Origin of the sequence: Pseudomonas sp. GM50, assembly GCF_000282375.1 — a bacterium.
Classification (GTDB): Bacteria; Pseudomonadota; Gammaproteobacteria; order Pseudomonadales; family Pseudomonadaceae; genus Aquipseudomonas.
On sequence record NZ_AKJK01000003.1, the window covers coordinates 12693 to 31433 of the forward strand.

General features: G+C 60.9%; 17 protein-coding genes and 1 other RNA gene. 14 read left to right on the forward strand and 4 right to left on the reverse strand.

What is annotated here, in order from left to right:
• Positions 1 to 33: 33 nt before the first annotated feature.
• The 4 genes from PMI30_RS28900 to PMI30_RS28890 all read right to left on the reverse strand — a co-directional run bounded on the left by PMI30_RS28900 (position 34) and on the right by PMI30_RS28890 (position 3480).
• Entirely contained in the window at positions 34 to 612 is a 579-nt protein-coding gene (locus PMI30_RS28900; RefSeq protein ID WP_007904376.1) for a BON domain-containing protein, read from the reverse strand.
• On the reverse strand, positions 609 to 1202 hold the full coding sequence (locus PMI30_RS28895) for a phosphoheptose isomerase (RefSeq protein WP_007904374.1): 594 nt from the start codon (positions 1200 to 1202) through the stop codon (positions 609 to 611). Before PMI30_RS28895 ends, PMI30_RS28900 begins: the two co-directional genes overlap by 4 nt.
• A 104-nt stretch (positions 1203 to 1306) precedes the next feature.
• Positions 1307 to 1669, reverse strand: coding sequence for a YraN family protein (locus PMI30_RS30170; RefSeq protein ID WP_007904371.1), 363 nt, complete (start codon positions 1667 to 1669; stop codon positions 1307 to 1309).
• Positions 1669 to 3480: a penicillin-binding protein activator gene (locus tag PMI30_RS28890; RefSeq protein ID WP_008005001.1), complete on the reverse strand. Its 1812-nt coding sequence runs from the start codon at positions 3478 to 3480 to the stop codon at positions 1669 to 1671. The genes PMI30_RS30170 and PMI30_RS28890 overlap by 1 nt, the downstream gene beginning before the upstream one ends.
• 177 nt (positions 3481 to 3657) lie before the next feature.
• Between PMI30_RS28890 and rsmI the strand changes: the two genes are divergently transcribed.
• The 14 genes from rsmI to PMI30_RS28825 all read left to right on the forward strand — a co-directional run bounded on the left by rsmI (position 3658) and on the right by PMI30_RS28825 (position 18737).
• The gene (gene rsmI / locus PMI30_RS28885; RefSeq protein WP_162130595.1) at positions 3658 to 4563 is read left to right on the forward strand and encodes a 16S rRNA (cytidine(1402)-2'-O)-methyltransferase; all 906 of its coding nucleotides are present in this window, start codon (positions 3658 to 3660) and stop codon (positions 4561 to 4563) included.
• 73 nt (positions 4564 to 4636) lie between these two features.
• Positions 4637 to 4990: RNase P RNA component class A (gene rnpB / locus PMI30_RS30070), an RNA gene on the forward strand.
• Between the two features lie 354 nt (positions 4991 to 5344).
• Positions 5345 to 5800 (forward strand): division/cell wall cluster transcriptional repressor MraZ, encoded by a 456-nt coding sequence (mraZ, locus tag PMI30_RS28880; protein ID WP_003205355.1) that lies wholly within the window; start codon positions 5345 to 5347, stop codon positions 5798 to 5800.
• The gene (gene rsmH, locus PMI30_RS28875) at positions 5797 to 6744 is read left to right on the forward strand and encodes a 16S rRNA (cytosine(1402)-N(4))-methyltransferase RsmH (protein ID WP_008005004.1); all 948 of its coding nucleotides are present in this window, start codon (positions 5797 to 5799) and stop codon (positions 6742 to 6744) included. The genes mraZ and rsmH overlap by 4 nt, the downstream gene beginning before the upstream one ends.
• Positions 6741 to 7034, forward strand: coding sequence for a cell division protein FtsL (gene ftsL, locus PMI30_RS28870; RefSeq protein ID WP_032834661.1), 294 nt, complete (start codon positions 6741 to 6743; stop codon positions 7032 to 7034). Before rsmH ends, ftsL begins: the two co-directional genes overlap by 4 nt.
• A complete protein-coding gene (locus PMI30_RS28865; protein WP_177318823.1) occupies positions 7034 to 8773 on the forward strand; it encodes a peptidoglycan D,D-transpeptidase FtsI family protein in 1740 nt (579 codons plus the stop codon). The genes ftsL and PMI30_RS28865 overlap by 1 nt, the downstream gene beginning before the upstream one ends.
• On the forward strand, positions 8773 to 10236 hold the full coding sequence (locus PMI30_RS28860; protein WP_008005007.1) for a UDP-N-acetylmuramoyl-L-alanyl-D-glutamate--2,6-diaminopimelate ligase: 1464 nt from the start codon (positions 8773 to 8775) through the stop codon (positions 10234 to 10236). The genes PMI30_RS28865 and PMI30_RS28860 overlap by 1 nt, the downstream gene beginning before the upstream one ends.
• Complete coding sequence (locus PMI30_RS28855; RefSeq protein WP_008005010.1) at positions 10229 to 11596, forward strand: UDP-N-acetylmuramoyl-tripeptide--D-alanyl-D-alanine ligase; 1368 nt, start codon at positions 10229 to 10231, stop codon at positions 11594 to 11596. Before PMI30_RS28860 ends, PMI30_RS28855 begins: the two co-directional genes overlap by 8 nt.
• The gene (mraY, locus tag PMI30_RS28850; RefSeq protein WP_008005012.1) at positions 11596 to 12678 is read left to right on the forward strand and encodes a phospho-N-acetylmuramoyl-pentapeptide-transferase; all 1083 of its coding nucleotides are present in this window, start codon (positions 11596 to 11598) and stop codon (positions 12676 to 12678) included. The genes PMI30_RS28855 and mraY overlap by 1 nt, the downstream gene beginning before the upstream one ends.
• 5 nt (positions 12679 to 12683) lie before the next feature.
• Positions 12684 to 14030, forward strand: a complete 1347-nt coding sequence (gene murD, locus PMI30_RS28845) for a UDP-N-acetylmuramoyl-L-alanine--D-glutamate ligase (protein ID WP_008005014.1) — start codon at positions 12684 to 12686, stop codon at positions 14028 to 14030.
• Positions 14027 to 15244 carry a putative lipid II flippase FtsW gene (gene ftsW, locus PMI30_RS28840; RefSeq protein WP_008005016.1) on the forward strand — a complete coding sequence of 406 codons (1218 nt, stop codon included), beginning with the start codon at positions 14027 to 14029 and terminating at the stop codon, positions 15242 to 15244. The genes murD and ftsW overlap by 4 nt, the downstream gene beginning before the upstream one ends.
• Positions 15234 to 16304, forward strand: coding sequence for an undecaprenyldiphospho-muramoylpentapeptide beta-N-acetylglucosaminyltransferase (murG, locus tag PMI30_RS28835; protein WP_007904335.1), 1071 nt, complete (start codon positions 15234 to 15236; stop codon positions 16302 to 16304). Before ftsW ends, murG begins: the two co-directional genes overlap by 11 nt.
• Complete coding sequence (gene murC / locus PMI30_RS28830) at positions 16297 to 17757, forward strand: UDP-N-acetylmuramate--L-alanine ligase (RefSeq protein WP_008005018.1); 1461 nt, start codon at positions 16297 to 16299, stop codon at positions 17755 to 17757. The genes murG and murC overlap by 8 nt, the downstream gene beginning before the upstream one ends.
• Positions 17754 to 18737 carry a D-alanine--D-alanine ligase gene (locus PMI30_RS28825; RefSeq protein ID WP_008005020.1) on the forward strand — a complete coding sequence of 328 codons (984 nt, stop codon included), beginning with the start codon at positions 17754 to 17756 and terminating at the stop codon, positions 18735 to 18737. The genes murC and PMI30_RS28825 overlap by 4 nt, the downstream gene beginning before the upstream one ends.
• Positions 18738 to 18741 lie beyond the last annotated feature (4 nt).

The window sequence follows — 18741 nt, forward strand, 5'->3', positions numbered from 1 at the left end:
GGATCGCCTTTTTTATTGCTTCCCGCAAGGGGATCAGTCGATGTACTCAAACAACTTCACGATCTTCTGCACGCCGGAAACGCCTTGTACCAGATTGGTCGCCTGCGCTGCTTCCTGCTTGGTCAGCAGGCCGAGCAAGTAGACGATGCCGTTCTCGGTCACAACCTTGATGCGCGAGCCGGGAATGGAGGCGTCGGTGAGCATCTGGGTCTTGATCTTGGTGGTCAGCCAGGTGTCATTCTGGCGCGCCAGCAGCGAGGAGGGTTGCAGCACTTGCAGTTCGTTGTGCACCTTCTTCACGCGCTGAACGGAGGCGGCAACCTGTTCGGCCTTGGCCTTGAGATCGGCGCGCGGCGTTTGCCCGGCGAGCAGCACGACACCGTTGAAGCTGGTGACGACGATGTGCGAGTCGTTGTCCAGGGCTGGATCAGCCTTGGCGATGTTCACGCCGACCTTGGTGTCGATCAGGGAGTCGTCGATCTTGCTGCCGAAGGTGCGGGTGCCACGGTCATCGTCGATCGGCGCTTCACGGCTGGCGTTAACCACCGAGGTGCAGCCGCTGATGCCAAGGCACAGGGTCAAGGCCAGAAGGCCTAGGCGATTAGGGGTCATTCTTCACTCCCGAACAGTTGGCTGTCGATCAAATCGCAAAGGCAATGGATCGCCAGCAGGTGGACTTCCTGAATACGTGCAGTGACGTTGGCTGGTACGCGAATCTCGACGTCCTCAGGCAATAGCAGTGACGCCATGCCGCCGCCATCACGACCCGTCAATGCTACGACAATCATTTCGCGATCATGTGCGGCCTGGATCGCTTGAATTATGTTTGCCGAGTTGCCGCTGGTGGAAATCGCCAGCAAAACATCACCCGGCTGACCGAGGGCGCGGATCTGTTTGGAGAATATTTCGTTGTAGCTGTAATCGTTGGCGATCGAGGTGATCGTCGAGCTGTCGGTGGTCAGCGCGATGGCGGGCAGGCTCGGGCGCTCGCGTTCGAAGCGGTTGAGCAGCTCGGACGAGAAGTGTTGTGCGTCACCGGCAGAACCGCCGTTGCCGCAGGACAGCATTTTGCCCTCGTTGAGCAGGGCGTTGACCATGACCTGGCTGGCTTGCTCGATGTGCGGTGCAAGTACGTCCATCGCCTGTTGCTTGGTGTCGATACTGGCCTGAAAAAGCTGGCGAATTCGCGATTGCATGTCCATCTGTGTGACCTTAATTAGCGCGGCTACTCGGCACATGAATGTGCAGCCCGCAAAGCAAAGAGCAAAAGTGTTGGGTGAAGGTGTCCGGTTCGGGGCGCAAGCGATCAGCTGTCGAAGGCATTCTGCAACCAGTTCAACTGATCAAGGTTGCTGTCGATGGCAACCACGTCGAAGCGGCAGGGGGAATTGGCCCAACGCGACTCGCGCTGAAGAAAATACTGCGCGGCGAAAATCAGTTTCTGCCGTTTGCGCCCATCGATGCTATCGAGCGCGCCACCCCATTGGGTGTTTTTTCTGTAGCGGACTTCGACGAATACTACTGTATCGCCATCAAGCATGACCAGATCAAGCTCGCCGCGTTTACACAACCAGTTCTGCGCCAGCAGGCGCAGACCTTGTTGCTGAAGATGCTCGAGCGCATGACGCTCGGCATCTTTACCGCTTTGCTGGCGTGACCTGTCAGGCATCAGCGCGAGGTGTCCGGCAGGCGTTGAACCTGACCGTTGGCGAACTCTGCCCATGGCAACTGACGCTCGACCCGTTGATTCTGGGTCATGCCCAGGCTGCCCGATTGGCCTTGGATGCGGCTGTCCGGCAAGGCCTTGAGTTGCCCCAGGCGCGGTGCCAGGCGATAGGCATCAACGCCCATCGCGTACAGGCGGCCCAGGCTGCCGCCGGCTTGTGGCCATTGTGCAGTGACTTGTTTGCGCAGCGGGTCGTTGGCATCCAGCAACCATGGGGTTTCGCAGAAGCGAATACCGTTCATGTCGTTGTACTGGTTCTGGTCGCCGCTGGCGCTGAACACGTGGGAGGTGGCGTAAACCGGCACGTCACCCGCGTACTGGAAGTTCAGGGTCGGTTTGATCTGTTGAGCCTGTTGCGGCGTCGCGGCCAGGAAGATGAACTCGATGTCCTGACGGCGCGAAGGTTGTGCGGCAACCTGCGAGCCAACGGTGCTTTGCAGGCTCTTGGCGCGGCCTTCGCTCTGGCGCAGCTGGAACATGTCGGCAATCTGCTGGGCCAGTTGCACCGGCTGGTCGACGCGCTCGGTCGCGACAATGCTGCCACCGTTGGCTTGCCAATCCTGGCTGAACGCCTTGTAGACGCGGTCGCCCCATTCGCCTTTCGGCACCATGATGGCGGCGCGGTGCAGGCCGTCGGCGCGCGCCCGGCGAGACACTTCGCGGGCTTCGTCTTCGGCGGCAAGGCCGAACTGGAATAGCTGGGCCGGACCTTGTGTGCCTTCGCTGTAGTTCAGGGCCAGGGTGGTGATCGGCAATTGCGGGCGGGCGCTGAGCTGTTTGACCAGCGGTTTTTCCAGCGGGCCGACCACCAGTTGCACGCCATCGGCCTGGGCCTTGCGATAGAACTCGTCGAGGGACGTCAGGCGCGAGCTGTCATAGAACTCGATGGCAGGTGGCTTCTGCCCGGCTTGTTGCGCCTGGTAGTGCGCGGCCATGAAGCCTTCGCGCAGTGCTTTGCCAACCGAAGCCAGCGGGCCGTCTTGCGGCAGCAGCAGGGCGATCTTGCTCAGGGGCTGGCTGGCCAGTTCCTTGAGTTTGGTCAGTGGCAACGGCAGCTGGATGGCAGCCGGGTGCTTTGGATTCTGTTCGCGCCAGTTGTCGATCGCGGCTTGCTGCTGTTCCAGGGTGCCGGCCGTTTTCACCGCCAGCGCCAGACGTATCCAGCCGCCGAGGTCATCGTCGGTGGTCGGCTGCAATTGATCGGTCGGCAGCGAAGCGATCAGGGTCCAGATCGCTTCGTGGTTTTTGCTGGCGGCTTCACCTTCAAGCATCGGCGCAATAAAGATGCGCTCCCGTGCGGCGGGCAGGGTCTGGCCGTCGGCCTCAAGGGCGCGGGCATGAACGGTACCGGTGCGAACCTGTTGTTCTACGGGCAGTTCGCTCAGACGTTGCAGGCTCGGATGGCTCAGGGCAGTCAGCGCCGCTTTGGGCTGATTGCGGGTCATGGCCAGTTCAGCCGCCAGGGTGTTGGCGAAGACTTGTTGGCCAGGCTTGAGTTGTTCCACCGGTACCTGTTGCAGGATTTGCGCGGACTGGCCGGCATTGCCCTGACGATAAGCCAGGTCTGCCGCGCTCAAGCGCAGTAGGGCGGCTTTTTCCGGATCTTTGCTTCGAGTGGCCTGTTCGAGCAGTTGCTCGATACTGGCATCCGGGGTCCGTGGAAGTTCGCCAAGGCTGGAGGAGGGCGAGCTGGCGCAAGCCGCCAGCAAGGCAGCGAGGCAGAGGGCAGTGAACAGCCGCAGGCAAGCGATCATGTAAGTGTTCCTGATACTCGATCAAATTAGCGTGGAATTGTACCCAAGCACTGGCCGGGGCGCGATGTTACTGGCGTGAATCGATCAATTTAGCTCGTGCAAATGTTGCAGCGCTGCACAAAAGGCTGGAAAACCCGGGGAGGGTGAGGCGTATCGCAAGCGCCGCTACGCGCTACAATGTCGCCTTTTACCGATCATGAGGTGTGCGCTTTGACTGCTCCAGGTGCTTTGAATTCCGCTGCTGGCTCGCTTTATGTGGTGGCGACGCCCATCGGCAACCTGGACGACATCAGTGCGCGTGCGCTGAAGATCCTGCGCGAGGTCGCCTTGATCGCGGCCGAAGATACTCGCCATTCCCAGCGATTGATGCAGCATTTCGGCATTCCCACGCCGCTGGCAGCCTGCCATGAACACAACGAGCGGGAGGAGGGTAACCGCTTTATCACGCGCCTGCTGGCGGGTGACGATGTGGCGTTGATTTCCGATGCCGGGACGCCGCTGATTTCCGATCCGGGTTATCACCTGGTGCGTCAGGCCCGTGCCGCGGGAATCAATGTGGTGCCGGTTCCGGGGGCATGTGCCTTGATTGCGGCGTTGTCGGCGGCGGGGCTGCCGTCCGACCGTTTCATCTTCGAAGGTTTTTTGCCGGCCAAGGCTGTCGGCCGACGTGCTCGTCTGGAACTGGTAAAAGAAGAGCCGCGCACGCTGATTTTCTATGAAGCACCGCACCGCATCCTCGAATGCCTGCAAGACATGGAGCTGGTATTCGGTGCCGAGCGTCCGGCGTTGCTGGCGCGAGAACTGACCAAGACCTTCGAAACCCTTAAAGGCTTGCCGTTGGCCGAGTTGCGTGAGTTTGTCGAGTCGGACAGCAATCAGCAACGCGGCGAGTGTGTAGTGCTGGTGGCGGGCTGGACTGCCCCCGAGACCGAAGACGCTGTCAGCAGTGAAGCCATGCGTATTCTCAACCTGCTGCTCGAAGAGATGCCGCTCAAGCGTGCGGCGGCATTGGCGGCGCAAATTACCGGCGAACGCAAGAATGTGCTCTATCAGGTCGCGCTGGATAAACAGAAGGGCGAGTAAACCGACGTGCAGCGCCGGCCAGAGGCTTTTAGCGCTTGTTCTTCGGTCGCTCTGCCGTTAATCTTCGCGGCGGAGAGTCGATCGGACAGTCGCTGCCCTCTATGAAAATTAGGGGGGGGAGGAAAGTCCGGGCTCCATAGGGCGAAGTGCCAGGTAATGCCTGGGAGGCGTGAGCCTACGGAAAGTGCCACAGAAAATAACCGCCTAAGCGCTTCGGCGCCGGTAAGGGTGAAAAGGTGCGGTAAGAGCGCACCGCACGTCTGGCAACAGTTCGTGGCTAGGTAAACCCCACTTGGAGCAAGACCAAATAGGGTCCCAAGGCGTGGCCCGCGCTGGGACCGGGTAGGTTGCTAAAGATGTCCAGTGATGGCCATCGTAGACGAATGACTGTTCAAGACAGAACCCGGCTTACAGATCGACTCTCCACCTTTTTTTCCTCTCTGCCGAGTCATTGGCAGCGATGTGTGTAATGGCAATTTCCCTCCCTGCTGAATCAATAGCAGAAGCGCTTTTGTAATACCGAAAAAATCTTACTCTTAACAAACTACTTTAACTTCTGAACGCAGCCTTCTGTGCTGATTCAAGTTATTGAGCGAATTCATCCGTCAGATTCTCGTTAACCCTCCTTTTACGCTCCTAAATCTCCGTTCTGTAAGGGTTTTCCTTTAATCCGCGCCTTGACGGTGTGGTGGGCGCATTCCTATAGTGTGCGCAAGTGGCGGAAAGTGGCATGAAGTGGGTTTTTTGAGCGTAAAACGCTAATATTTGGAGAAACGCTGACGTGTTTCGCGGAGCTAACGCTATCAGTCTCGATGCAAAGGGCCGTCTCGCTATGCCGAGCCGGTACCGTGACGAGCTGGTTTCGCGTAGTTCCGGTCAATTAATCGTCACCATCGATGCCGTTGATCCGTGTTTGTGTGTTTATCCCCTCGATGAGTGGGAAATTATCGAAACCAAACTGCGCGCACTGCCTTCGCTTCGCGAAGAGAACCGCCGCCTGCAACGTTTGCTGATTGGTAATGCCGTCGACCTCGAGCTCGATGGCAGTGGTCGTTTTCTGGTTCCGCCGCGTCTTCGCGAATATGCCAAGTTGGATAAGCGCGCAATGTTGGTAGGCCAACTGAACAAGTTCCAATTGTGGGACGAGGATGCCTGGAATGCGGTTTCTGCCGCTGACCTGGCTGCTATTCAACAACCGGGCGCCATGCCTGATGAACTGCGTGATTTGATCCTGTGACTATTGATAGCGGCTTTAACCACATCACCGTACTGCTTGACGAAGCCGTCGAGGCTCTCGCCGTACGTCCTGATGGCTGCTATCTGGACGGTACGTTCGGACGTGGCGGACACAGTCGGTTGATCCTCAGCCAGCTCGGGCCGGATGGTCGGTTGCTCGGATTCGACAAAGATCCTCAAGCGATTGCCACCGGGCAAACGCTAGCGGCCGAAGACGGCCGCTTTGTCGTTGTGCAGCGCAGCTTTGCCGAACTCGGTTCCGAAGTCGCCGAACGTGGCCTGGCCGGCAAGGTCAGCGGCGTTTTGCTCGACCTCGGCGTGTCTTCGCCGCAGCTCGACGACCCTGAGCGCGGTTTCAGTTTCCTCAACGACGGTCCGCTGGATATGCGCATGGACCCGTCCCGCGGGATCAGCGCCGCCGAGTTCGTCAACACCGCGCCGGTGGAAGAAATTGCCCGGGTGTTCAAGCAATACGGCGAAGAGCGTTTCTCCGGTCGCATGGCGCGTGCCGTGGCCGAGCGTCGCGACATCAAGCCGTTCGAGCGCACTGGCGATCTGGCTGAAGTGCTGAAAGTCGCCAACCCGGCGTGGGAAAAGGGCAAGAACCCGGCCACCCGTGCATTCCAGGGTCTGCGTATTCACGTCAACAACGAACTGGGCGATCTGGAAGCCGGCCTCGAAGCCGCGCTGGAATGCCTGGAAGTGGGCGGCCGTCTGGTCGTCATCAGCTTCCACTCGCTGGAAGACCGCATCGTCAAACTGTTCATGCGCAAACTGGTGAAAGGCGAAGCCGACAACCTGCCGCGCAATCTGCCGGTCCGTCACGTCGCTTTCGAACCGAAAATCAAAATCCATGGCAAAGCGCAGTCCGCCTCCGAGGCCGAACTCAAAGCCAACCCACGTTCCCGTAGCGCCGTCATGCGTGTTGCGGAGAAGTTGCGGTGAGCAAGCTTTTCGCCAAGCCACTTCCCGGCGGAAGCTTTTTCATGCTGCTGTTGTTTGTCGGCGTGCTTGTGTCGGCCATCGGCGTGTCCTATAGCGCGCACTGGAATCGTCAGTTGCTGAATACTCTGTACGGCGAATTGAGCGTGCGCGACAAGGCGCAGGCGGAGTGGGGCCGGTTGATTCTCGAGCAGAGCACCTGGACCGCCCATAGCCGTATCGAAGTCCTGGCCACCGAGCAACTGAAGATGCGCATTCCCGGTGCCGCTGAAGTGCAGATGGTGGCGCCATGATGAAACTCGAAGGCGCGCTCTTTCCATGGCGGTTCCGTCTGGTGGTCGGGTTGCTCGGCATCATGGTGGCGGCGATTGCCTGGCGCATCATCGATTTGCAAGTGGTCGACCGTGCCTTCCTTAAAGGTCAGGGCGATGCGCGCAGCGTTCGTCATATTCCGATTCCGGCTCACCGTGGTCTGATCACCGACCGTAACGGCGAGCCGTTGGCCGTGAGTACCCCGGTCACCACTCTGTGGGCCAACGCCAAGGAAATGCAAACGGCCAAAGAGAAGTGGCCGGCACTGGCGGCTGCCCTGGGGCAGGACCCGAAAGCCCTGGCTGAACGTCTCGAAGCCCAGGCTAATAAAGAATTCATTTATCTGGTGCGCGGGTTGACCCCCGAGCAAGGCCAGGCTGTGCTCGACCTGAAAGTGCCGGGTGTTTATGGCATCGAAGAGTTTCGGCGTTTCTACCCGGCCGGCGAAGTCACCGCCCACATGGTCGGCTTTACCGACATCGATGACCACGGACGCGAAGGCGTCGAGCTTGCCTACGACGAATGGCTGGCCGGCGTGCCCGGCAAGCGACAGGTGATCAAGGACCGGCGCGGCCGGCTGATCAAAGATGTCCAGGTCACCAAAAACGCCAAGGCCGGCAAGCCCTTGGCGTTGTCCATTGACCTGCGTCTGCAATACCTGGCCAACCGCGAGCTGCGCAACGCGATCATCGAGAACGGCGCCAAGGCTGGCAGCCTCGTGATCATGGACGTGAAGACCGGCGAGATCCTGGCCATGGTCAACCAGCCGACCTACAACCCGAACAACCGTCGCAACCTGCAACCGGCGATGATGCGTAACCGCGCGATGATCGACGTGTTCGAGCCGGGTTCGACCATGAAGGCGATCTCCATGAGCGCCGCGATTGAAACCGGGCGCTGGAAGCCGACCGATACCGTCGAGGTGTATCCAGGCTCCTTGCAGATTGGTAAGTACACCATCAAGGACGTATCCAAGACCGAAGGCCCGGTACTCGACCTGACCGGTATTCTGATCAACTCCAGTAACGTCGGCATGAGCAAGGTCGCGTTCGATATCGGCGGCGAAACGATTTTCCGCCTGGCGCAGAAAGTCGGCCTCGGCCAGGACACCGGCCTCGGGTTCCCGGGCGAGCGCGTTGGCAACCTGCCGAACTACCGCGAATGGCGCAAGGCTGAAACCGCCACGCTGTCCTACGGCTACGGTATTTCCGTGACCGCGATCCAGTTGGTCCACGCCTTCTCGGCCCTGGCCAACAATGGTCGCCTCGCGCCGCTGACCCTGATCAAAACCGACAAGGCGCCGCAAACCACACAGGTGTTGCCGGAAGCCGTCGCGAAAACCATGCAAACCATGCTGCAACAAGTGATCGAAGCCCCGCGCGGTGTATTCCGTGCGCAGGTGCCGGCGTATCACGTGGGCGGCAAGTCGGGTACTGCACGTAAGACGTCGGTCGGCACCAAGGGCTACGCCGAGAATTCCTACCGCTCGCTGTTCGCCGGCTTCGGCCCGATGAGCGATCCGCGTTACGCAATCGTGGTGGTGATCGATGAACCGACCAAGGCCGGTTACTTCGGTGGTCTGGTATCGGCGCCGGTGTTCAGCAAAGTGATGTCCGGGACCCTGCGCCTGATGAACATCACCCCGGACAACCTGCCTGCCACTCAACAAGCGAACGCCGCACCGGCCGTTCCGCTGAAAGCTAATGGAGGGCGCGGCTGATGTCGCTGAGCCTGAACAAGATTTTCGCCCACGCCGGCCGCGATCTGTTGATCCGCGAATTGGCGCTGGACAGCCGTAACGTACGAGCAGGCGATCTGTTTCTCGCGGTTCCTGGTGGCAAGTTCGACGGGCGTGCGCACATCGCCGACGCCTTGCAACGCGGCGCTGCTGCCGTGGCTTATGAAGTCGAAGGCGCGACTGTGCTGCCGATTACCGATGTGCCGTTGATTCCGGTCAAAGGCCTGGCGGCGCAGCTGTCGGACATCGCCGGGCGTTTTTATGGCGACCCGAGCCGTCATTTGAACCTGATCGGCGTGACCGGCACCAACGGTAAAACCAGTGTGACCCAATTGGTCGCCCAGGCGCTCGACCTGCTCGGTCAGCACTGCGGCATCGTCGGCACCCTGGGCTCCGGTTTCTACGGCGCTCTGGAAAGCGGCCTGCACACCACACCGAACCCGATCGCGGTGCAAGCGACCCTCGCCGACCTGAAAAAGGCCGGCGCCAAAGCCGTGGCCATGGAAGTCTCTTCCCACGGCCTGGATCAGGGCCGCGTGACTGCGTTGGCATTCGATGTGGCGGTGATGACCAACCTGTCGCGCGATCATCTGGATTACCACGGCACCATGCAGGCCTATGGTGAAGCCAAGGCCAAGCTGTTTGCCTGGAATGATCTGAAGTGCCGGGTGGTCAACCTGGACGACGATTTCGGCCGACGACTTGCTGGCGATGAAGGCGAGTCGCGCCTGATCACTTACAGCCTGGAAGATTCCAGCGCCTACCTGTATTGCCGCCAGGCGCAGTTCGACGACGAAGGCGTGCGCGCCACGCTGGTCACGCCGCAAGGCGAGCACCATTTGCGCAGCACCTTGCTCGGCCGTTTCAACCTGAGCAACGTCTTGGCCGCGATCGGCGCCTTGCTCGGGCTGGACTACGCGCTGGACGAAATCCTCAAAGTACTGCCGAAACTCGAAGGTCCGGCGGGTCGCATGCAGCGCCTGGGCGGCGGTACCCAGCCGTTGGTGGTGGTCGATTATGCCCACACACCGGATGCGCTGGAAAAAGTCTTGATGGCCCTGCGTCCTCACGCCAAAGGCCGGTTGCTGTGCCTGTTTGGTTGCGGTGGTGATCGCGATCGCGGCAAGCGTCCGCTGATGGCGGAAGTGGTCGAGCGTCTGGCTGATGGCGTACTGGTCACCGATGACAATCCGCGCACCGAAGACCCTACGATGATTTTCGATGACATCCGCGCCGGTTTCACCGCTGTGGATAAAGTCACCTTCGTCGCCGGCCGCGGCCAGGCGATTGCCCAATTGATCGCCAGCGCATCGGCCGATGACGTGATTGTCCTGGCCGGTAAAGGTCACGAGGACTATCAGGAAATCAACGGCGAGCGCCACGCTTTCTCCGATCTGGTCGAGGCCGATCACGCCCTGACCGCGTGGGAGGTGGCCCATGCTTAAAGCCTTGAAACTGAGCGAACTGACCAGCGCATTGAATGGCCGCCTGATTGCCAGCGACGCCAGCTTCGACGGCGTCAGCATCGACAGCCGCGCAATCAAGCCCGGCCAGTTGTTTATTGCTCTGGCCGGCCCGCGTTTCGATGGCCATGACTACCTCAATGACGTCGCCGCCAAAGGCGCCGTGGGTGCCCTGGTCGAGCGCGAAGTCGCCGACAGCGCGCTGCCGCAGCTGCTGGTCAAGGACACCCGCCAGGCGCTCGGCCAACTGGGGGCGATGAACCGCGCTGCGTTCACTCATCCTGTCGCGGCCATCACCGGTTCCAGCGGCAAGACCACGGTCAAGGAAATGCTCGCGAGCATCCTGCGCACGCGCGGTCCGGTGCTGGCGACCCGTGGCAACCTGAATAACGACCTCGGTGTTCCGCTGACCCTGCTCGAACTGGCGCCGGAACATACGGCGGCGGTCATCGAGCTGGGGGCTTCGCGTCTCGGCGAGATTGCCTACACCGTTGCCATGACCAAGCCGCATGTCGCCGTGCTGAACAATGCCGGCACTGCCCACGTCGGTGAGTTCGGCGGCCCGGAAAAAATCGTCGAGGCCAAGGGCGAGATCATTGAAGGGCTGGATGCCTCGGGCATCGCCGTTCTGAATCTCGATGACAAGGCGTTCCCGATCTGGAAGGCCCGTGCCGCTGCCCGGCGGGTGCTGAGTTTCTCTCAGCTGGATGCCACCGCAGACTTCCATGCCAGCTTCATCGTTTCCGATGCACGCGGCTGTCCTGCGTTCGAACTGCACACACCGCAAGGTATTGCCCGGATTCAATTGAACCTGCTCGGCGGTCACAACGTTACCAACGCAGTCGCCGCCGCCGCCGCCGCTCATGCCCTGGGCGTGTCCTTGTCGCATATCGCTTCGGGGCTCAATGCGGTGCAACCGGTCAAGGGTCGTGCCGTCGCGCAACTGGCGACTAACGGTATGCGCGTGATCGATGACACGTACAACGCGAACCCCACCTCCATGTGCGCCGCCGTTGATATACTCGCCGGCTTTTCCGGGCGCACCGTTCTGGTGCTCGGAGATATCGGCGAGTTGGGCGATTGGGCGGAGCAGGGGCACCGCGATGTGGGCGAGTACGCCCGCGGCAAGGTTTCCGCGCTTTACGCGGTCGGGCCAATGATGACCCACGCCGTGAGCGCTTTCGGCGAGCAGGCTTTTCACTTCAGCACACAGGCTGAACTGATCAAGGCCCTCGACGCCGAGCAGGACACAAACACCACCATTTTGATCAAGGGCTCGCGCAGCGCCGCGATGGAAAACATCGTCGCCGCTTTGTGCGGGACCAGCCTGGAGAAACATTAATGCTGCTGCTGCTAGCGGAGTATCTGCAACAGTTCTACAAAGGCTTCGCGGTCTTTCAGTACCTGACCCTGCGCGGGATTCTCGGTGTGCTGACCGCGCTGGTCTTGTCGCTGTGCTATGGCCCGTGGATGATCCGCACTTTGCAGAACCGTCAGATCGGTCAATCCGTTCGCAATGACGGCCCGCAATCGCACCTGTCCAAGTCGGGCACCCCGACCATGGGCGGCGCGCTGATTCTTTCGTCCATCGGTGTCAGCACCTTGCTCTGGGCTGACCTGACCAACCGTTACGTTTGGGTGGTGTTGTTGGTGACCCTGCTGTTCGGTGCCATCGGCTGGGTAGACGATTACCGCAAAGTCATCGAGAAAAACTCCCGCGGCCTTCCGAGCCGCTGGAAGTATTTCTGGCAGTCGGTGTTCGGCCTGGGCGCGGCGATCTTCCTTTATATGACTGCGGCAACGCCGGTAGAAACCACCCTGATCCTGCCGATGCTCAAGGACTACAGCATTCCGTTGGGTGCGGGTTTCATCGTCCTGACCTATTTCGTGATTGTCGGTTCGAGCAACGCGGTCAACCTGACCGACGGCCTCGACGGTCTGGCGATCATGCCTACCGTGATGGTCGGCGGCGGCTTGGGGATCTTCTGCTACCTGTCGGGTAACGTGAAATTCGCCGAATACCTGCTGATTCCTTACGTACCGGGCGCGGGTGAGTTGATTGTGTTCTGCGGCGCGCTGATCGGTGCGGGCCTGGGGTTCCTGTGGTTCAACACCTATCCGGCACAAGTGTTCATGGGCGACGTCGGCGCACTGGCGCTGGGCGCGGCCCTGGGCACCATCGCGGTGATCGTCCGGCAGGAAATCGTCCTGTTCATCATGGGCGGCGTGTTCGTGATGGAGACCCTGTCAGTCGTCATTCAGGTTGCCTCCTTTAAGCTGACCGGTCGCCGTGTGTTCCGCATGGCACCGATACACCACCACTTTGAACTCAAGGGCTGGCCCGAGCCGCGTGTGATCGTCCGTTTCTGGATCATCACCGTGATTCTGGTACTGGTCGGCCTTGCCACCCTGAAGCTGAGGTAGAACGAGTGTCTCTGATCGCTTCTGACCACTTCCGCATCGTTGTCGGCCTCGGCAAGAGCGGCATGTCCCTGGTTCGCTTCCTGGCGAACCGGGGCGTGTCGTTTGCTGTCGCCGATACGCGGGAAAATCCACCGGAACTGGCCACGCTCAAGCGTGACTATCCGCACGTGGAAGTGCGTTGTGGCGAGCTGGACGTCGAATTCCTGTGCCGTGCCGACGAGCTCTACGTGAGCCCCGGCCTGGCGCTGGCGACCCCGGCCCTGCAGGCTGCCGCCGCCCGTGGCGTGAAGTTGTCCGGCGACATCGAGCTGTTCGCGCGTAACGCGAAGGCGCCGATTGTCGCCATCAGCGGTTCCAACGCCAAAAGCACCGTCACCACCCTGGTCGGCGAGATGGCGGCTGCGGCTGGCAAGCGTGTTGCCGTCGGCGGCAATCTCGGTACGCCGGCGCTGGATTTGCTTAGCGACGACATCGAGTTGTACGTGATGGAGTTGTCGAGTTTCCAGCTCGAAACCACCGATCAACTCAACGCCGAAGTGGCGACCGTGCTCAACATCAGCGAAGACCACATGGATCGCTACAGCGGTCTGCCGGCCTATCACCTGGCCAAGCACCGGATCTTCCGGGGCGCCCGGCAGTTTGTGGTCAACCGTCAGGACGCCTTGAGCCGTCCGCTGATGGGTGAAGGCCAACCCTGCTGGACCTTCGGTCTGAACAAGCCCGACTTCAAGGCCTTCGGGATCCGGGAAGAGGACGGCGAGAAATACCTGGCCTTCGAATTCCAGAACCTGATGCCGGTGCGCGAGTTGAAAGTTCGTGGCGCGCATAACCAGTCCAACGCCCTCGCGGCATTGGCGCTGGGCCACGCCGTCGGCCTGCCGTTCGACGCCATGCTTTCGGCTCTGCGCAATTTCGCCGGGCTCGAGCATCGCTGCCAATGGGTGCGCGACCTCGATGGTGTGGGCTATTACAACGATTCCAAAGCCACCAACGTCGGTGCCGCACTGGCCGCCATCGAAGGCCTGGGCGCGGACATCGACGGCAAGCTTGTGCTGATCGCCGGTGGCGATGGCAAGGGTGCCGAATTCAAGGATTTGCGTGATCCGGTGGCGGCCAACTGCCGCGCCGTCATTTTGATGGGCCGTGATTCCGACAAGATCGGCGAGGCCATCGGCGATGGCGTACCGCTGGTTCGCGTCGGCTCGCTGATCGAAGCGGTCGCGCAATGCCGCGCCATCGCCGAAAAGGGCGACGCGGTGTTGTTGTCCCCAGCCTGCGCCAGTTTCGACATGTTCAAGAACTACGAAGATCGCGGTCACCAGTTTGTCCGCGCCGTGGAGGACTTGGCATGAGCCTCCTGAATATCATCAAGCCGTACCCGTCGCCGATCATCACCGGGCGCGGCATCGACCTCGATTTCCCGATGCTCGCCGGCTGCCTGGCGCTGCTCGGCCTGGGGCTGGTCATGATTGCGTCAGCCTCGACCGAAGTGGCGGCAGTGCAGTCGGGCAGTGCCTTCTATTACATGATTCGCCACCTTATCTACGTGGTGCTGGGCCTTGGTGCCTGCATCGTCACCATGATGATTCCGATCGCGACCTGGCAACGCCTGGGCTGGCTGATGCTGATTGGTGCGTTCGGTTTGCTGGTGATGGTGATCATCCCGGGGATCGGGCGTGAAGTGAACGGTTCGATGCGCTGGATCGGCTTCAGTTTCTTCAACGTCCAGCCTTCCGAGATCGCCAAGGTATTCGTGGTGATCTACCTCGCCGGTTATCTGGTGCGTCGCCAGAAAGAAGTGCGTGAAAGCTGGATGGGCTTCTTCAAGCCGTTCATCGTTCTGTTGCCGATGGCGGGTCTGTTGCTGATGGAGCCGGACTTCGGTGCCACCGTCGTGATGATGGGGGCGGCTGCGGCGATGCTGTTCCTTGGCGGGGTCGGGCTGTTCCGTTTTTCCTTGATGGTGGTCCTGGCTGTCGGTGCGGTGGTGTTGTTGATTCAAATGCAGCCGTATCGAATGGCGCGTCTGACCAACTTTGCGGACCCGTGGGCCGACCAGTTCGGTGCTGGCTATCAGTTGTCTCAAGCGTTGATCGCTTTCGGTCGCGGCGAATGGCTGGGCGTTGGCCTGGGCAACAGCGTGCAGAAACAGTTCTACCTGCCGGAAGCCCACACTGACTTCGTGTTCTCGGTCCTGGCCGAAGAGCTGGGTGCCGTGGGTTCTTTGTGTACGGTAGCGCTGTTCGTCTTTGTCTGTATTCGTGGCATGTACATCGGTTATTGGGCCGAGAAGGCCAAGCAATTTTTTGCCGCCTACATCGCATACGGCCTGTCGTTCCTGTGGATTGGTCAGTTCCTGATCAACATCGGGGTGAACGTCGGCCTGCTGCCAACCAAGGGGCTGACCCTGCCATTCCTCAGTTATGGCGGCAGTTCGTTGGTGATCTGCTGTGCCTGTCTTGGCTTGTTGCTGCGCATCGAGTGGGAGAGTCGAACCCACTTGGGCAGTGAAGAGATGGAATTCCATGAGAGCGACTTCGCCGAGGAGCCGAACCATGGGCGCTAACGTATTGATCATGGCTGGCGGCACCGGGGGCCACGTGTTCCCGGCGCTGGCGTGTGCTCGCGAGTTCCAGGCCCGCGGTTACACCGTGCACTGGTTGGGCACGCCGCGCGGGATCGAAAACGATCTGGTGCCGGCGGCCGGTCTTCAATTGCATCGGATCAACGCCAGCGGTTTGCGCGGCAAGGGCAAATTGTCCCTGCTCAAGGCACCGTTCATGTTGCTCAAGTCGATCTGGCAGGCGCGGGCGATCATTCGTCAGCTGCGGCCGGTGTGTGTGGTCGGCTTCGGGGGTTATGTGACCGGGCCCGGCGGCGTTGCAGCCAAATTGGCTGGCGTACCGGTGATCGTTCACGAACAGAACGCCGTGGCCGGTACCGCCAATCGGTTGCTGGTGCCGTTGGCCGCCCGAGTCTGTGAAGCCTTTCCCGACACCTTTACCCTGTCGAACAGCCGTCGAACCACCGGTAACCCGGTGCGCACCGAGCTGTTCCTCGAAACACCGCGACCTGCCCTGGCCGGTCGCAAGGCGCGTTTGCTGATCCTGGGCGGAAGCCTGGGCGCAGAGCCGTTGAACAAGTTGCTGCCTGAAGCCCTGTCGCAAGTCGCCCCCGACCTGCGTCCGGACGTGTTTCATCAGGCCGGCAAAAACCACGATGAAGTGACTGCAGAGCGCTATCGCGCAGCTGGCGTCGAGGCGCAAGTGCAGCCTTTCATCAAAGACATGGCCCAAGCCTATGGCTGGGCCGACCTGGTGGTGTGCCGCGCAGGCGCGCTGACCATCAGTGAACTGGCGGCTGCCGGTCTGCCCTCGATGCTGGTGCCTTTGCCCCACGCGATCGACGATCACCAGACCCGCAACGCCGATTATTTGGCCCGTGAAGGCGCTGCCTTCCTGATGCCGCAAAGAACGACTGGCGCAGCGGATCTTGCCGCTCGCCTGACAGAGGTCTTGATGCAACCGCAACGACTCAACGACATGGCCACCGCGGCACGCCGCCTGGCCAAACCCGATGCCACCCGTAACGTGGTCGATACCTGCCTGGAGGTGGCCCATGGTTGAGAACAAGAAAGCCATGCCGCACCCGGAAATGCGCCGCATCCGTCGCATCCACTTCGTCGGTATCGGCGGTGTGGGCATGTGCGGCATTGCCGAAGTGTTGCTGAACCTGGGCTATGAAGTGTCCGGTTCCGACCTGAAAGCATCGCCGGTGACCGAGCGCCTGGAATCCTTCGGTGCCCACATCTATATCGGCCACCGTGCCGAGAACGCCGCGAACGCCGATGTGCTGGTCACCTCCAGCGCCGTGAACACTTCCAACCCGGAAGTGGCCACCGCCCTGGAGCGCCGGATTCCGGTGGTGCCGCGTGCCGAGATGCTGGCCGAACTGATGCGTTACCGCCACGGCATCGCCGTCGCCGGTACCCACGGCAAAACCACCACCACCAGCCTGATCGCTTCGGTGTTCGCCGCCGGTGGCCTGGACCCGACGTTCGTGATCGGTGGTCGCCTGAATGCCGCGGGCACCAATGCCCAGCTCGGCACCAGCCGCTACCTGATCGCCGAAGCCGACGAAAGCGATGCCAGCTTCCTGCACTTGCAGCCGCTGGTGGCCGTGGTCACCAACATCGACGCCGACCACATGGCGACCTACGACGGCGACTTCAACAAACTGAAGAAAACCTTCGTCGAGTTCCTGCACAACCTGCCGTTTTACGGTCTGGCGGTGGTGTGCCTGGATGATCCGGTGGTGCGTGAAATCCTCCCGCAGGTGAAACGTCCGACCGTTACTTACGGTTTCGGCGACGACGCCGACGTGCGTGCCATCAATGTGCGTCAGCAGGGCATGCAGACCTTCTTTACCGTGCTGCGCCCTGATCGCGAACCGCTGGATGTGTCGGTGAACATGCCGGGCAACCACAACGTGCTGAACGCGCTGGCGACCATTTGCATCGCCACCGACGAAGGCGTAAGCGATGAAGCCATTGTCCAGGGCCTGTCCGGGTTCCAGGGTGTCGGTCGTCGCTTCCAGGTGTACGGCGAACTGCCGGTTGAAGGCGGCAACGTGATGCTGGTGGATGACTACGGTCACCACCCGACCGAAGTCGCTGCGGTGATCAAAGCCGTGCGCGGTGGCTGGCCGGAGCGCCGTCTGGTGATGGTTTACCAGCCGCACCGTTACAGCCGCACCCGCGATCTGTACGACGATTTCGTCAATGTGCTGGCCGACGCCAACGTGCTGCTGCTGATGGAAGTCTATCCGGCCGGCGAAGAGCCGATTCCGGGCGCTGATAGCCGCAAGCTGTGCAACAGCATTCGCCAGCGTGGCCAGCTCGACCCGATCTACATCGAGCGTGGCATCGACCTCGCCCCGATCGTCAAGCCGCTGCTGCGTGCCGGCGACATTCTGTTGTGCCAGGGCGCCGGTGATATCGGCGGTCTCGCACCGAAACTGTTGAATAGTCCGTTGTTCGCTGGCGCGGTTGCCGCGCCAAGCGTGGGGAAGTTGAAATGACTGCTGCTTACGCCAACCTCGTCTCCACCATCGCGCCGAAAGACTTCGGCCGTGTCGCCGTGCTGTTCGGCGGCAAGAGTGCCGAGCGTGAGGTCTCCCTGAAGTCGGGTAACGCAGTGCTCGAAGCACTGCAAAGCGCCGGTGTGGACGCCTTCGGTCTGGATGTGGGCGATGACCTGCTGCAGCGTCTGCTGAACGAAAAAATCGACCGCGCCTTCATCATCCTCCACGGTCGTGGCGGTGAAGACGGCAGCATGCAGGGTCTGCTCGAATGCCTGGGCATTCCGTACACCGGCAGTGGCATTCTGGCCTCGGCACTGGCCATGGACAAACTGCGCACCAAGCAGGTCTGGCACAGCCTTGGTATTCCGACGCCGCGCCATGCGGTACTGAGCTCTGAGGCCGATTGTATTTCGGCGGCCGCGGAACTGGGCTTCCCTTTGATCGTCAAACCGGCCCATGAAGGTTCCAGTATCGGTATGGCCAAAGTGACTTCCGCGTCTGAATTGATCGACGCGTGGAAAGCGGCCAGTACCTACGATTCGCAAGTGTTGGTCGAGCAATGGATTCAAGGTCCGGAGTTCACCATCGCCACCCTGCGTGACCAGGTGTTGCCTCCAATCGCCCTGGGCACAACCCACAGTTTCTACGACTACGACGCCAAGTACGTGGCTTCCGATACTCAGTACCGGATCCCGTGTGGCCTGGACAGCAATAAAGAAAAAGAACTCATGGACCTCACGGCCAAAGCCTGTGAGGCGCTGGGTATCGCCGGTTGGGGCAGGGCAGACGTGATGCAGGACGCCGACGGGCAGTTCTGGTTCCTGGAAGTCAATACCGCACCGGGCATGACCGATCACAGTCTGGTTCCGATGGCGGCCCGTGCCGCCGGCCTGGATTTCCAGCAACTGGTTCTGGCGATTCTGGCCGCCAGCGTTACCGGCAACACTGCCGGTAACCAAGAGCCGACAAGAGGTTAAGACC

What these genes read in the sequence shown, in the direction of transcription:
- PMI30_RS28825 (WP_008005020.1), top strand. Translation starts at nt 17,754, where the DNA reads ATGACTGCTGCTTACGCCAACCTCGTCTCCACCATCGCGCCGAAAGAC.
- murC (WP_008005018.1), top strand. Translation starts at nt 16,297, where the DNA reads ATGGTTGAGAACAAGAAAGCCATGCCGCACCCGGAAATGCGCCGCATC.
- PMI30_RS28890 (WP_008005001.1), bottom strand. Translation starts at nt 3,480, where the DNA reads ATGATCGCTTGCCTGCGGCTGTTCACTGCCCTCTGCCTCGCTGCCTTG.
- PMI30_RS28900 (WP_007904376.1), bottom strand. Translation starts at nt 612, where the DNA reads ATGACCCCTAATCGCCTAGGCCTTCTGGCCTTGACCCTGTGCCTTGGC.
- PMI30_RS28855 (WP_008005010.1), top strand. Translation starts at nt 10,229, where the DNA reads ATGCTTAAAGCCTTGAAACTGAGCGAACTGACCAGCGCATTGAATGGC.
- rsmI (WP_162130595.1), top strand. Translation starts at nt 3,658, where the DNA reads ATGTCGCCTTTTACCGATCATGAGGTGTGCGCTTTGACTGCTCCAGGT.
- ftsW (WP_008005016.1), top strand. Translation starts at nt 14,027, where the DNA reads ATGAGCCTCCTGAATATCATCAAGCCGTACCCGTCGCCGATCATCACC.
- PMI30_RS28865 (WP_177318823.1), top strand. Translation starts at nt 7,034, where the DNA reads ATGAAACTCGAAGGCGCGCTCTTTCCATGGCGGTTCCGTCTGGTGGTC.
- PMI30_RS28895 (WP_007904374.1), bottom strand. Translation starts at nt 1,202, where the DNA reads ATGGACATGCAATCGCGAATTCGCCAGCTTTTTCAGGCCAGTATCGAC.
- mraY (WP_008005012.1), top strand. Translation starts at nt 11,596, where the DNA reads ATGCTGCTGCTGCTAGCGGAGTATCTGCAACAGTTCTACAAAGGCTTC.
- PMI30_RS28860 (WP_008005007.1), top strand. Translation starts at nt 8,773, where the DNA reads ATGTCGCTGAGCCTGAACAAGATTTTCGCCCACGCCGGCCGCGATCTG.
- murG (WP_007904335.1), top strand. Translation starts at nt 15,234, where the DNA reads ATGGGCGCTAACGTATTGATCATGGCTGGCGGCACCGGGGGCCACGTG.
- PMI30_RS30170 (WP_007904371.1), bottom strand. Translation starts at nt 1,669, where the DNA reads ATGCCTGACAGGTCACGCCAGCAAAGCGGTAAAGATGCCGAGCGTCAT.